This window comes from Bacillus sp. RE35 (assembly GCF_052146655.1).
GTDB lineage: Bacteria > Bacillota > Bacilli > Bacillales > Bacillaceae_G > Bacillus_A > Bacillus_A cereus.
In genome coordinates this window covers 1,347,276-1,360,032 of the sequence record NZ_CP197377.1, presented here as the reverse complement: position 1 = coordinate 1,360,032, position 12,757 = coordinate 1,347,276, and the positions used below count along the sequence as shown (strand labels likewise).

Genomic DNA, 12,757 nt, shown 5'->3' with positions numbered 1-12,757 from the left:
TTTAAATGATTATTGAATTAACATAACTTGCTTATCTTGTTTTTTCATACTACGTGTAAATGCTGTTACACCTGTTCTAGCAATTTCTTTTAAACCGTATGGACGAAGTAATTCAATTAACGCTTCTACTTTATCTTGCGTACCTGTTACTTGCACAACTATGGAATCCTTCCCAACATCTATTACAGCGGCTCGAAATGGTTCAATTAAACTATATAATTCTGCCCTCGCTACAGAAGTTGCTACTTTAATAAGAGCAAGCTCTCTAGCAATCATTGCTTCTTCTGTAATATCTGATACTTTCAGAACATCGATTTGCTTATGAAGTTGTTTAATTAACTGCTCAACTTGCTGTTCACTTTCAACGTGTACAACAATCGTCATTCGCGATATATCTGATGATTCTGTATGACCTACTGAAATACTTTCAATATTAAAATGTCTTCGTGTCATAACCCCTGTAATTCGGTTTAACACACCACTTTGATTTCGAACTGTCGCTGTAACAATTCTCTTCACCCTTTTTTCACTCCCTCCATTTGGTGAACACCTTTTCCTGGTGCAACCATCGGCATAACCTTCTCTGATTGAAGTACACGACAATCGATTACGACTGGCTCTTGTAATTCGATCGCATGCTGGATTTGCTTCTTTGCAAGAAGTGGATCGTCAATACGAACACCTTTTATACCATACGCATTCGCAAGAGCGACGAAATCTGGTTGGCATGGCAATAAAGAATGTGAATATCTTTGATTGTAAAATTCATCTTGCCATTGTCTTACCATTCCTAAAGCTTCATTATTTAAAATAAATACTTTAACGGGTAAAGCGTGTTCTTTTAATACACTTAATTCTTGCAGAGTCATTTGAAACCCAGCATCACCAACAATTGCAATAACTAGTTCATCTCTCTTTGCAATTTGCGCACCGATTGCTGCTGGAAATCCGAACCCCATCGTTCCTAATCCGCCAGAAGTTACCCATTTATCTGGATTTTTCAACGGATAGTATTGTGCTGCCCACATTTGATGTTGCCCAACGTCTGTTGTTACAATCGCTTCTCCTTTCGTGATTTCATATAGCATATCAATCGCGTATTGAGGTTTAATACTTTCAGAATTTCGTTTATAAGAGAATGGATACTTTTCTTTTCTACTCTTTAATAAAGAGAGCCATTCATGATGATTTTCTTTCTTTCCTTCTGATTGAAGCAATACTTCTAACGCCCGCTTAGCACTTGCAACAATAGGAATCTCTGTTGGCACATTTTTCCCGATTTCTGCTGGATCAATATCGATATGTGCAACAGTCGCCCCTTTAGCAAAAAAAGCTAAATTCCCAGTAAGACGATCGTCAAATCTCGCACCTATATTAATGAGTAAGTCGCATTCATATAACGCCATATTGGCTGTGTAAGAACCGTGCATTCCCCCCATCCCTAGAAATAGCCCATCATCTGGCGGAAAACCACCAAGTCCGAGTAACGTATGCACAACAGGGATTTCATATTTACGGGCAAAACTTGTCAATTCTTTCGAAGCTTTCGCATGCAGTATACCTGCTCCAGCTAAAATTAACGGTTTTTTTGCGGTTTCAATTGCTTGTAGTAATTTGTTTATTTGAAGTAGATTCGGTTCATAATTAGGGTTATATCCTGGTAAATCCATTTGTACATTGCTACATCGCTCACCTTTCTCGACTACCATATCTTTCGGAAGGTCAATAACGACTGGTCCTGGTCTTCCTGTTTTAGCAATATGAAATGCTTCTTTAATAATTCGAGGTAAATCTGAGGCCTTTCGCACTTGATAGTTATGTTTTGTCACTGGCATCGTAAGTCCCATAATATCCGCCTCTTGAAAAGCATCGCTCCCAATTAACGTTGTTGCTACTTGGCCTGTAAATACAACAAGTGGCAATGAATCAATCATCGCATCCGCTAGACCCGTAATTACATTTGTAGCACCTGGTCCACTCGTTGCAATTACAACCCCTGGGTTCCCTGTAATTCTGGCATACCCTTCAGCAGCGTGAATTGCCCCTTGCTCATGCCTTGTTAAAATATGCGGAATTTCACAATCATACAGTGCATCATAGAGAGGTAAAACGGCACCACCCGGATAACCGAAAATCACTTTTACGCCTTCCTTTTCTAGCGCTTCTAACAATAGCTGTGCACCAGTTGCCAGTTTCTCTTCCGTTTTTGAAGACATTGTTCTTATAAGCCCCCTTTTTCAAACTTTTATACAATAAAAAAATCCTACGTCCACACTCCAGCTATGTGCTGAAGGGACGAAAGATTTCGCGGTACCACCCTTCTTTGCAAGAATACTCTTGCCTCAGTGATCCATAAATGGATCTAGCTAATAACGGAGCTACCGTCTAAGCCTAGACAAATGCTTTAGCTTAGCACTCAAGGGCGATGTTCGTCGACGTGAACCATCGGTTTTCAGCAACCACCGACTCTCTGTGAGGCTTCACAATCAACTACTCCTCCCTATCAACGCTTTCTTATGTTAAAAAAGTTGTTATCCAACTTTATTTTCTTCGTAAATTTTCTCTCCATCTTCTACAACTAACTTACGAAACTCTTCTAATAAACGGTTCGTATGTGGACCTGTTTGCCCTAAGCCAATCGTTCTACCATCTACTGTCGTAACAGCAATAACTTCAGCAGCTGTTCCTGTTAAAAACACTTCATCAGCTACATATACATCATGTCTTGTAAATAACTCTTCTCTTACGTCATATCCAAGTTTTTCGCCGATTTCTAAAATGGCGTTTCGTGTAATACCTTCTAACGCTCCAGCAGAACTTGGTGGTGTAATTAATTTATTTCCTTTAACAATAAACACGTTATCTCCTGAGCCTTCAGCTACATATCCTTGATCATTTAACATAAGTGCTTCTTGTACTCCAGCTAATTTCGCTTCAATACGAACTAAAATATTGTTTAAGTAATTTAAAGATTTTACTTGAGGGGATAAAACATCGGGACGATTTCGGCGCGTTGCAACTGTTACAACTGGAATCCCTTTCTCATAATATTCTTGTGGGAATAAAGATAATTGTTCTGCAATTACTACTACATTCGGCTTCTTACATGAATCGGGATCCAATCCAAGATTTCCTGCTCCTCTTGATACAACAAGGCGAATGTATCCATTAGATAATTTATTTTGTCGAATCGTCTCAACAACAATATTTGTTACTTCATCTAATGAATATGGAATTTCTAAAAGGATTGATTTTGCTGATTCATACAACCGGACAAGGTGCTCTCTCAAACGGAAAACATTACCGCTATAAACTCTAATTCCTTCAAACACTCCATCGCCATATAAATAGCCATGATCATATACTGAAACTTTTGCCTCATCTTTTGGAACAAATTCTCCATTTAAGAAAATCCATTGCTCATTCACTAGAAGCGCCTCCTATGTTCTATGAATTTTTTATTGTTTCCTAGTTTACTCTCCTTTCTAAATAAATCAAGTGAATTTTTAGAAAATTTATAATTTTTAATCGTACGTACTTCTTTACTTATATTGATTTAACAACATTGTTAACGTTTACAAAAAGTCAAAAAATTTTTTTGCCAATTTCCACTAAAAAAATATTTGTTTAAAAGAAGGATTTTCATCAATTGATGCGAATCTATTGTATTCAATAAACGGACGTCCGATTTTATAAATCCGGGAATATATAACGACTTTTGCTGAAAAAGGGGGAAAATAACAAAAATAGCGCTGTCTAAAAATAACATTCATATTTTTCATTTCGTAATCATAATCCTATTTTTAAAAAACAATTTGTCAAAATGAAGGAGGAAATAAATATGGCGTGTGTACAAATTAAAGGAACGAGACAAGAGGTAGTAGAAATGCTGCAATTATTTGATCTAATGGATACGAAAGGTTTTTGTAAATTCGATAATTACGTAGAGGTAGAACCAAATACGCAAGAACATAATCATTTTATTGCTTCAATCGACATCCATTCAAATACTTCTTCTGCCCAAGATACATTAAACGATCAATTCGTTAGTCAAATGCTTACTGGCGTATATAACGACTAAACAAAGATTTACTTCCTACCGTCTTTTCATAAATGCAGTGAACTTGAGCATACTAGCAATTAGATGGTAGGAGGTGAGAATTATGGCTAGAATTGGCGTTGAAAACTCATTAACAGACGTTCAACAAGCTCTTCAGCAACAAGGTCATGAAGTTGTTACACTTAACTCAGAACAGGATGCACAAGGGTGTGATTGTTGCGTTGTAACTGGGCAAGATTCTAATGTGATGGGCATTGCAGATACATCAATTAAAGGATCAGTCATTACAGCTCACGGTTTAACAACGGATGAAATTTGTCAACAAGTTGAAAGTCGCACTTGAAAAATGAAAGAGGACTCCTTTTAAAAGGAGTCCTCTTTTTTATATTCACCTAACGGGAAAGTAACATATACTGGATGAAAGCCCTACCTCTCTCTCATCATTACGGTTCCACTGACCGCTCCTTGATTCACTAGTATACATATATAGCTTACAAATACAATTTATAGGGTTTGTTCACAAAAGTTGTTGATAAAATTACCCGATCTTTCGCAAACTTTTCGTATTGCATTCATAAGAGATATTTACTTTACACTAGCTGTAACCGAGACACGAATTAAAATTTTAACACCAATACAATAACTTGTCAACTTTTTTCCGCAAATTAAAAACAGACATTAACGGTTTGTCTGTTTTAGAATGGAGCTTTTTCTTTTATTACATATACAACAAAGCCGCTTACTAACATAAATAAGCCAACTACTAAGTTTTTGATATTAATCATAAATTCCTCTCCCTTATTCCACACATCATATATATTTACATTTCAATTATTCCGATCATCCTAAAGCGCACTTTTTCTAATATATCATAATTCCTAAAAAATGCAAGTTCACTTTTGACGACCATTCACAAATTTATCTACAGTGCTTGGTACAGTATTTAAAGCCTTTTCAATTAAATGTGTACTGCTGTTGAGATGTAATACTTGCACCCCATTAGAACCAACTACTAAAAAAGCTACTGGACTAATGGAAACCCCAGCCCCGCTTCCTCCTCCAAATGGATGCCCTTGTTTGTTCTCTTTATGCTGATTTTGCCCACCGTTATGTTTTTCAGTAATGAAATCCCCTTTAAAATCACTTCCACCAGCTCCAAAACCAAAAGCCACTTGAGATACTGTTAATACTACATTTCCGTCAGCTGTTGAAACCGGGCTCCCAACAATTGTATTTACATCTACCATCTCTTTTAAATTTGTCATTGCCGTTTTCATTAAATTTTCAATTGGATGTTCCATTATGTATTGCACCCTTTCCTCATTATTCCTTTTTATATTTTCCAAAATAGAGGAAGTCATACTAACTTTTCCTATTTCAAGAAAACATTTTCCTCCTTTTAAAAGATACTACTCCCTGTACATGCTCCGGTATAGTGAAACTTTAATCAGTGGGATGTGTACATTGCTCGACTCCCACAAATAGCGGGATAAAAAAGAAAAAGAGATACATACTACTATTGAACCTTGTTATGAAAGGAGTCATGACTTTGACTGAGAAATTTGATGATTATAAAAGAAGAGATAGAATAGATAGTGATTATAGTGACTATAAAGAAGAGTACGCCGCTGAGGTTGCACCACAACGCATTGATTATGATTACGATGATAAAGACGATAAAGATGTTGTAAAATCGTCCGCTGCTGGATCAACTGCTGGTTTTATCGCTCTTGCGCTATCTATCTTATCGCTATTTACATTTCCAACACTATTTGGTCTTGTTTCTGTTTTACTCGGTATTTACGCTTATAATCGCGGAGCTACTGTAACTGGCGGTATCGCTGCAGTTGTCGGTGGAATTGCTGCACTTATCGCAATTTTATTCCGAGTAGCACTTATTGGTCTATTGTTCTCCCTGTTCTAAAAAAGAAAAAGGTATCTCGCTTAACGCGGGATACCTTATCCTGTAAACACATCTTCCGATGGATATTTTATTTTTTGTTTTGCTGGTCGCGCTAAAGAGAACACAAGTGTTAATGGTCCAATTAATCCGCAGAACATAACAAACATAATAATACATTTTCCGAATGCCGATAGCTTTGCAGTAATTCCCATCGTTAATCCGACTGTGCCAAACGCTGATATTGTCTCAAATAATAATTGAATAAAGCTGAAGTTTTCTGTAAGCATTAATATGAATACCGCTGCTAAAATAAGTATTTGACTGGCAACAGCAATCGCTAAGGCCCTCGTTACTGTCGACATTTTAATTGTACGCTGAAATAAAACAATTTCCTCCTTTTTTCTAAAGAAAGAAAGGACAGATGTAATTAAGATAACAAACGTCGTTAATTTAATTCCTCCACCTGTCGATACACTTCCTGCACCAATAAACATTAAAATCATCGTAAATAATATAGATGATTCTTCCATACCTCCATAGTCAACCGTATTAAATCCAGCTGTCCGCGGAGTAATACCTTGAAAGAAGGAAGCCCATAGTTTTTCATTTAAAGATAAATTACCTAACGTCTTCACATTATTATATTCCAATACAAAAATTACAATCATTGCTATAACATTTAGCACTACTGTTCCAATAATCATTATTTTTGAGTGAAGTGATAATTTTCGAAAACTGCGGCTATACCATATATCAATTAATACGGTAAAACCGAGTCCCCCAATTACAATTAAAGAGCAAATCCCAATATTAATAATAGGATCCCCTACATATCTTGTTAAATTATCTGGCCATAAAGCAAATCCTGCATTATTATAAGATGCAATTACATGAAAAATACTATAGTATAAACCTTTTCCAAAACCAAACTCTGGAATAAAGCGAAACGATAAAAAGATGACCCCAATAAGTTCAATACAAATCGAAAATATAAAGACACGCTTTACTAATTTTACAAGACCACCTATATTTGTTTGATTAAATGCTTCTCCAATTAATAAACGATGGCGTAATCCGATTTTTTTACCTAGTACCCAAACAATTAAAATGGCAATTGTCATAAGGCCTAGACCGCCTGTTTGAATTAAAAACATAATAACAATTTCGCCAAACATCGTAAATGTACTTGCTGTATCCACTACTCCCAAACCAGTTACGGTCGCTGCTGATGTTGCTGTAAAGAAAGCATCTACCCAACTAATATGTACTTTCGTTGCGAATGGTAATTTTAATAACAAACCGCCAACCACAATTAAGCAGAAAAAGCCTAATGCTAATATTTGTGGTGGGTTTAATCGTATAAGACGATTATACAGCCCTTGTTTTTTTGTTACGTCCATATCACTAACTCCCTTATTAAAGTGAAGCTTTCCCCTCATACAATAAAAAGCTTTTTAAAAGCCCTTAAATAATTGGGACAAACCTTATATTCTCATAATATAGTTGAGCATAATCCTTTTTTTCATAGATTACAACTTTTATTTATATTCAGATTCCTTTTCGTTTTATGCTGGAAAACTCTATATCCTAACTCAATATTGCTAGCAATAACAATTTCATATGTACTATTTTTCAAATCCCCATATCTTTCACTCTATGTTCACATAGAGGTCACATCCACCTTTTATAGTATATGTATCGAAGCTGTTCCTCCCTAATTTATAAGACATTCCCCAGTGTCTTTGAATAGCTTCCATCCCTAATTAAATTGACATAAATTGTCCCCTTCCTTGACCATCTTATATATGATGGTCTTATTTTTTTGTTTTCTCTATCTTTTATTCCACTATTTGTGGGCAATAAACGCCCGATTGGTTAAGGCTAATAATCAACAGGGGATGAACAAAAAACACTCATTAAATTTTCATTTTATTTAAAACTCCCTCTCTCTTTCACTCTATATTCACACAGAGGTCACATCCACCTTTTATAGTATATGTATCGAAGTTGTTCCTCCCTAATTTATAAGACATTCCCCAGTGTCTTTGAACAGCTTCCATCCCTAATTAAATTGACATAAATTGTCCCCTTCCTTGACCATCTTATATATGATGGTCTTATTTTTTTGTCTTTCTATCTTTTATTTAAAACTCCCTCTCTCTTTCACTCTATGTTCACACAGAGGTCACATCTACCTTTTATAGTATATGTATCGAAGTTGTTCCTCCCTAATTTATAAGACATTCCCCAGTGTCTTTGAACAGCTTCCATCCCTAATTAAATTGACATAAATTGTCCCCTTCCTTGACCATCTTATATATGATGGTCTTATTTTTTTGTCTTTCTATCTTTTATTTAAAACTCCCCCTCTCTTTCACCCTATGTTCACATGAGAGTCACACCTACCTTTTATAGTATATGTATCGAAGTTGTTCCTCCCTAATTTATAAGACATTCCCCAGTGTCTTAAAGCAACTTCCATCCCTAATTAAATTGACATAAATTGTCCCCTTCCCTTGACCATCCTATGTGGTGGTCTATTTTATTTTCCAAACACAAAATCAGTCTATCTACACTTAAACAAAAAAACGAAAAATTCAGAAAATATTGTCAAATTAGGTATTTTTTCGGTATAATTACTTTAGAAAGAAATTTCACAAAAACAAAAGGGGGGATTTTATTGAAACAAACAAAAGCAATCTTAATCGCATTATTTCTAGGTCTAGTTGTTGGACTCACTCTAAATTTAGCTGCTCCATCTATCTTTGAGCCACTAAATCAATATGTGTTCAACCCAATTGGTCAATTGTTTATTCGACTTATTAAAATGCTAGTTGTTCCTGTTGTGTTCATTTCTATCGTACTTGGTGCTGCCGGCCTTGGAGATCCGAAACAACTTGGAAGAATCGGTTTAAAATCAATTTCATTCTTTCTCATAACAACTGCGGTTGCCATCTCTATAGCGGTTACATTTGCACTTATTATAAAACCAGGAGCTGGCGGTAATTTTAAAACAGAAGGTCTTAAGTATGAAGGTGCAAAAACTGAAACATCTTTCGTCGACACATTGCTAAATATCGTACCAGATAACCCAGCAAAAGCGATGGCTGACGGAAACATGTTACAAATCATTGCCTTTGCCGTATTGATTGGACTCGGTATAGCTATTTTAGGAAAACGAGTTCAAGGTATCCATTCATTACTTGAACAGGGCAACGAATTAATGATGTATCTTGTTAATCTCGTTATGAAATTAGCCCCAATTGGAACATTCGGTTTGCTCGCTTCATCCGTTGGTAAAATGGGGCTTGCAGGCGTCGCTGCGATGTTCAAGTATATGATTGTCGTTATGTTAGTACTCATTATTCACGGGGTCTTTGTATATGGCGGCTTATTAAAGGTATTAGCAAAAGAAAGTATTGTTCGTTTCTTTAAACATTTCGGACCAGTAATGGCAATTGGATTTAGTACATCTAGCTCTAATGCATCGCTTCCATTTGCAATGAAAACAGCACAAGATAAGCTTGGCGTTCCAAAAGCGATAAGCTCATTTGTACAACCACTAGGGGCAACTATTAATATGGATGGTACTGCCATTATGCAAGGGGTAGCCACTGTATTTATCGCTCAAGTATACGGAGTTGAACTTACATTACCGCAATTAGCTATGGTCGTATTAACTGCTGTACTAGCTAGTATCGGTACTGCTGGTGTACCTGGTGTTGGACTTGTAATGCTTACAATGGTTTTAAATCAAGTAAATCTACCAGTAGAAGGTATCGCTTTAATTATCGGTATTGACCGTATTTTAGATATGTCTAGAACAGCTGTAAACATTTCTGGTGATGCAATTTGCGCAATGATTGTCGCAAAATCAGAAGAAAAATATAATACGGATCAATCGGCAGCATCTTAAATCAAAAAAGGAGTGATGAATTTCACTCCTTTTTTGATTTACTCCCTTTTTTAGAACGATATTCTTTTCCTTTATTATCATTACCAGTTTCAAATTCAGTGCTAAATTCCTGATTAAACTGGCCGGACTTTGGTGATCCTTGATTACCGCTCCCTTTACTACCGTTACGATTCGTCATATTTCTCCCTCCCTTCCTTGTATTAGTAGTATGGCGCTCTATCTTTTTTCATACACATTTTATTTTTTAACATCTATTACACATGAAAGAAGACCTTCCATATATAAGGAAGATCTTCTCTTTCATCACGTAAGCGTTTTCTTGTTTATAATCACTTAAATAAGTTTTTTGGAAATCGAAATCATTACATTCATTTCATCTTCTGAAAGTGTAGAGAATCTTTCTTGTAAATATTGTTTTTTCGCATCTTCCATTTTCGCAACTAAATCTTTCCCTTGTTCTGTAATCTCTAAATACACAACTCGGCGATCTGATGTAGAACGTGAACGAGTTACAAAACCTTTATTAATTAATTTTTCTGTAACAGCTGTAATATGACTATTCGACACATTTAATTCATTTGCTACACGCGATACCATTTCTTTATTCGTACGATTTAATATTCTCAGGACGATGAATTCATTCCACGGTATGTAACCACCGAATATTTTTCCGATATCATTACGCAATGTGCGAAACATAGCAAACACATTTGTCGATAGTTCTTCCATTAATTGCTCTCGATTTTGAGACAACTTTGACAGCTCCTTTTATTTCATTTAGTTAAATAAAAACCTTATTAATAATTTTACATGAAATCTTACTTTTTGTCACCTTATTTTCCCATAATTCGTAGTTTTTTAATATGTATTTCATGATAAAATGAAGTTAAATTCCAGAAAAAGGGAGTATCTTAATGCAAGAGGAGGAGAAATTCTCAAATCTCAGCCTAAAAGATAAAACGATTATCATTAGTATTATTGCTCTTTTTCTCATTATAATTTTTGCATTTATATTTTTTTGTATATGTAGGAATCTTTCAAATTACAGGTATAGAGTATAGTTCACGTATTGCGTTACTTCTCTTTTTTTTATTAATCACTTTCTTAGACAGTATTACATTTTTCATCTTCAGTTTCTTCAAAGCGCTGCTATATCCACTGACACAAAACATGCCAAATTGGATTTCTATTACTCTTTTCTCATTCATTGAAATTACACTAGATTGGTTCGTCATTCATACTGCTGATGATTGGATAGAAAGCGTACAAATGTCCAACTTAACTGAATGATGTGTCGTACTATTCTTTTTTCTATTAAATAAATTATTAAGTGACGAGAAAGAGTAAGAATACAAGCTTTTCTATATAAAAATTGGTACAATGAAAGCAAATCTTACTAAAGAGGTGTTAATTATGAACTTACAACAATGGGCTGATAAAGGTATGTCCTTTGATACATATGTGAATGAAATGCAAGTAAACCAATACGAGCTACTACACATTTACAATAACTTTTTAATTCCAAATGAATTACTTCCTGTATTAGAAGAACGTCAAAATGACGGCTGGCGTGTTATCGTATTAACTGCTGATTGGTGTGGCGATGCTCTTTTATGCGTACCTGTTATGAAACGAATTTCTGAAGTTGCAAATATTGAAATGAGTTTATTAATTCGCGACGAAAACTTAGAATTAATGGATCAATATTTAACAAATGGAACAGCACGTGCGATTCCAATCTTTATTTTCATTGATAAAGATGGAAATGAACAAGCCGTCTTTGGACCACGCGCTCCAAAAGTACAAGAATTAGTAACTTCAATGCGCGCTACATTACCCGAAAAAGAAGATCCAACATTCGAAGAAAAACAAAAAGAAATGTATGCTAATTTCCGTGCTACATTAGCTGATGATACTTCTCTTTGGGAGCATGTAATGGAAAATATGGTGGAAAAAATAGTAAAATAAAAAAACCTGCCGAGCTCGGCAGGTTTTTTTATTACATAATGAAGAAATAGAATACCGCAGCTAAAATGAAACGATAATAAGCGAACGGTGTTAGTTTCACACGAGATAATAATTTCAAGAATGAAACAATTGCAAGCATCGCAACAACGAATGCAGTTACAAATCCTGTTACAAATAGCGTTATATCTGCTGAGCTTAATACATCCCAGCTTTTAATTAAATCTAATCCACTTGCAGCTACCATCATCGGTACCGCTAAAATGAACGTATATTCAGCTGCCGCTGTATGCGACACGCGAGCTAATAAACCACCACTGATTGTAGAACCAGAACGAGAAAATCCTGGCCAAAGAGCTAAACATTGAAACATTCCAATTGTAAATGCCTGTTTATATGTGATTTCATCTAACGTTCTTGCTGTACTTGGTTTCGAAAACTTCTCAGCAACAATCATTAAAATACCACCGGCTACTAAGCTAATAACAACTGGTCCTGGACCAAATAAAACCTCTTTAATAGTGCTATGGAATAACACGCCAAGTATCCCAGCAGGAATCATCCCGATAATAATATGTAATAAATTTAACGATGGTCCGTCTGTTACTTTACCTATTCCAACTAACGACCATAGACGCTTCCAAAATATAACAACAACTGCTAAAATCGATCCCAATTGGATAACAACTTCAAAAACTTTCGCTCTCTCATCGTCAAATCCAATTAAATGTCCTGTTAAAATCATATGTCCTGTTGATGATACTGGTAGAAACTCTGTTAACCCTTCAACAGCACCCATGATTAAACCAATTAACCAATCAGCCACAAGTAGTGCCTCCTTAATAACAAATAATATGTAATTTTTTCACACCTTATCATAATACCTTATCCCTTTTCAAAGTGCATCCTTTTT

General features: G+C 35.4%; 14 protein-coding genes, 1 pseudogene and 1 other annotated feature. Of the genes and pseudogenes, 6 read left to right on the top strand and 9 right to left on the bottom strand.

The window, feature by feature from the left end; genetic code table 11:
* Nucleotides 1-9 precede the first annotated feature (9 nt).
* The 3 genes from ilvN to ilvE all read right to left on the bottom strand — a co-directional run bounded on the left by ilvN (nt 10) and on the right by ilvE (nt 3,428).
* Entirely contained in the window at nt 10-519 is a 510-nt protein-coding gene (gene ilvN, locus ACTL4X_RS07145) for an acetolactate synthase small subunit (protein ID WP_000822952.1), read from the bottom strand.
* Nucleotides 516-2,216: an acetolactate synthase large subunit gene (gene ilvB / locus ACTL4X_RS07140; protein WP_000095869.1), complete on the bottom strand. Its 1,701-nt coding sequence runs from the start codon at nt 2,214-2,216 to the stop codon at nt 516-518. The genes ilvN and ilvB overlap by 4 nt, the downstream gene beginning before the upstream one ends.
* Nucleotides 2,217-2,288: 72 nt before the next feature.
* Nucleotides 2,289-2,516: a binding site (T-box leader), on the bottom strand.
* A gap of 15 nt (nt 2,517-2,531) precedes the next feature.
* Nucleotides 2,532-3,428: a branched-chain-amino-acid transaminase gene (gene ilvE / locus ACTL4X_RS07135; protein WP_001005486.1), complete on the bottom strand. Its 897-nt coding sequence runs from the start codon at nt 3,426-3,428 to the stop codon at nt 2,532-2,534.
* Nucleotides 3,429-3,841: 413 nt separating this feature from the next.
* On the opposite strand from ilvE, the gene ACTL4X_RS07130 reads away from it, so the two are divergent.
* Entirely contained in the window at nt 3,842-4,081 is a 240-nt protein-coding gene (locus ACTL4X_RS07130; RefSeq protein WP_000752514.1) for a DUF3911 family protein, read from the top strand.
* 82 nt (nt 4,082-4,163) lie between these two features.
* The gene (locus ACTL4X_RS07125; protein ID WP_000101022.1) at nt 4,164-4,403 is read left to right on the top strand and encodes a YkuS family protein; all 240 of its coding nucleotides are present in this window, start codon (nt 4,164-4,166) and stop codon (nt 4,401-4,403) included.
* A 352-nt stretch (nt 4,404-4,755) separates the two neighbouring features.
* On the opposite strand, the gene ACTL4X_RS07120 is transcribed toward ACTL4X_RS07125, so the two are convergent.
* On the bottom strand, nt 4,756-4,845 hold the full coding sequence (locus ACTL4X_RS07120) for a hypothetical protein (RefSeq protein WP_000608227.1): 90 nt from the start codon (nt 4,843-4,845) through the stop codon (nt 4,756-4,758).
* Nucleotides 4,846-4,953: 108 nt separating this feature from the next.
* Nucleotides 4,954-5,421 (bottom strand): GerW family sporulation protein, encoded by a 468-nt coding sequence (gene ytfJ, locus ACTL4X_RS07115; protein WP_000204234.1) that lies wholly within the window; start codon nt 5,419-5,421, stop codon nt 4,954-4,956.
* A gap of 188 nt (nt 5,422-5,609) precedes the next feature.
* Between ytfJ and ACTL4X_RS07110 the strand changes: the two genes are divergently transcribed.
* The gene (locus ACTL4X_RS07110; RefSeq protein WP_000136546.1) at nt 5,610-5,984 is read left to right on the top strand and encodes a hypothetical protein; all 375 of its coding nucleotides are present in this window, start codon (nt 5,610-5,612) and stop codon (nt 5,982-5,984) included.
* Nucleotides 5,985-6,019: 35 nt separating this feature from the next.
* Here the strand turns inward: ACTL4X_RS07110 and ACTL4X_RS07105 are convergent, their stop codons facing one another.
* Entirely contained in the window at nt 6,020-7,363 is a 1,344-nt protein-coding gene (locus ACTL4X_RS07105; RefSeq protein WP_000383526.1) for a TrkH family potassium uptake protein, read from the bottom strand.
* Between the two features lie 1,280 nt (nt 7,364-8,643).
* Between ACTL4X_RS07105 and ACTL4X_RS07100 the strand changes: the two genes are divergently transcribed.
* Nucleotides 8,644-9,879: a dicarboxylate/amino acid:cation symporter gene (locus ACTL4X_RS07100; protein WP_000814804.1), complete on the top strand. Its 1,236-nt coding sequence runs from the start codon at nt 8,644-8,646 to the stop codon at nt 9,877-9,879.
* 22 nt (nt 9,880-9,901) lie between these two features.
* Here ACTL4X_RS07100 and ACTL4X_RS07095 read toward each other — a convergent pair whose 3' ends face one another.
* Together ACTL4X_RS07095 and ACTL4X_RS07090 are read right to left on the bottom strand one after the other, a co-directional pair.
* Nucleotides 9,902-10,057 carry a hypothetical protein gene (locus ACTL4X_RS07095; protein ID WP_000184928.1) on the bottom strand — a complete coding sequence of 52 codons (156 nt, stop codon included), beginning with the start codon at nt 10,055-10,057 and terminating at the stop codon, nt 9,902-9,904.
* 155 nt (nt 10,058-10,212) lie between these two features.
* Complete coding sequence (locus ACTL4X_RS07090; protein WP_000081434.1) at nt 10,213-10,632, bottom strand: MarR family winged helix-turn-helix transcriptional regulator; 420 nt, start codon at nt 10,630-10,632, stop codon at nt 10,213-10,215.
* 161 nt (nt 10,633-10,793) lie between these two features.
* On the opposite strand from ACTL4X_RS07090, the pseudogene ACTL4X_RS07085 reads away from it, so the two are divergent.
* Both ACTL4X_RS07085 and ACTL4X_RS07080 read left to right on the top strand, forming a co-directional pair.
* A pseudogene (locus ACTL4X_RS07085) lies at nt 10,794-11,169 on the top strand (YrvL family regulatory protein).
* Nucleotides 11,170-11,259: 90 nt separating this feature from the next.
* Entirely contained in the window at nt 11,260-11,847 is a 588-nt protein-coding gene (locus tag ACTL4X_RS07080; RefSeq protein ID WP_002040836.1) for a thioredoxin family protein, read from the top strand.
* A gap of 31 nt (nt 11,848-11,878) precedes the next feature.
* Here the strand turns inward: ACTL4X_RS07080 and uppP are convergent, their stop codons facing one another.
* Nucleotides 11,879-12,670 (bottom strand): bacitracin resistance undecaprenyl-diphosphatase, encoded by a 792-nt coding sequence (uppP, locus tag ACTL4X_RS07075; RefSeq protein WP_000796253.1) that lies wholly within the window; start codon nt 12,668-12,670, stop codon nt 11,879-11,881.
* Between the last annotated feature and the right edge of the window lie 87 nt (nt 12,671-12,757).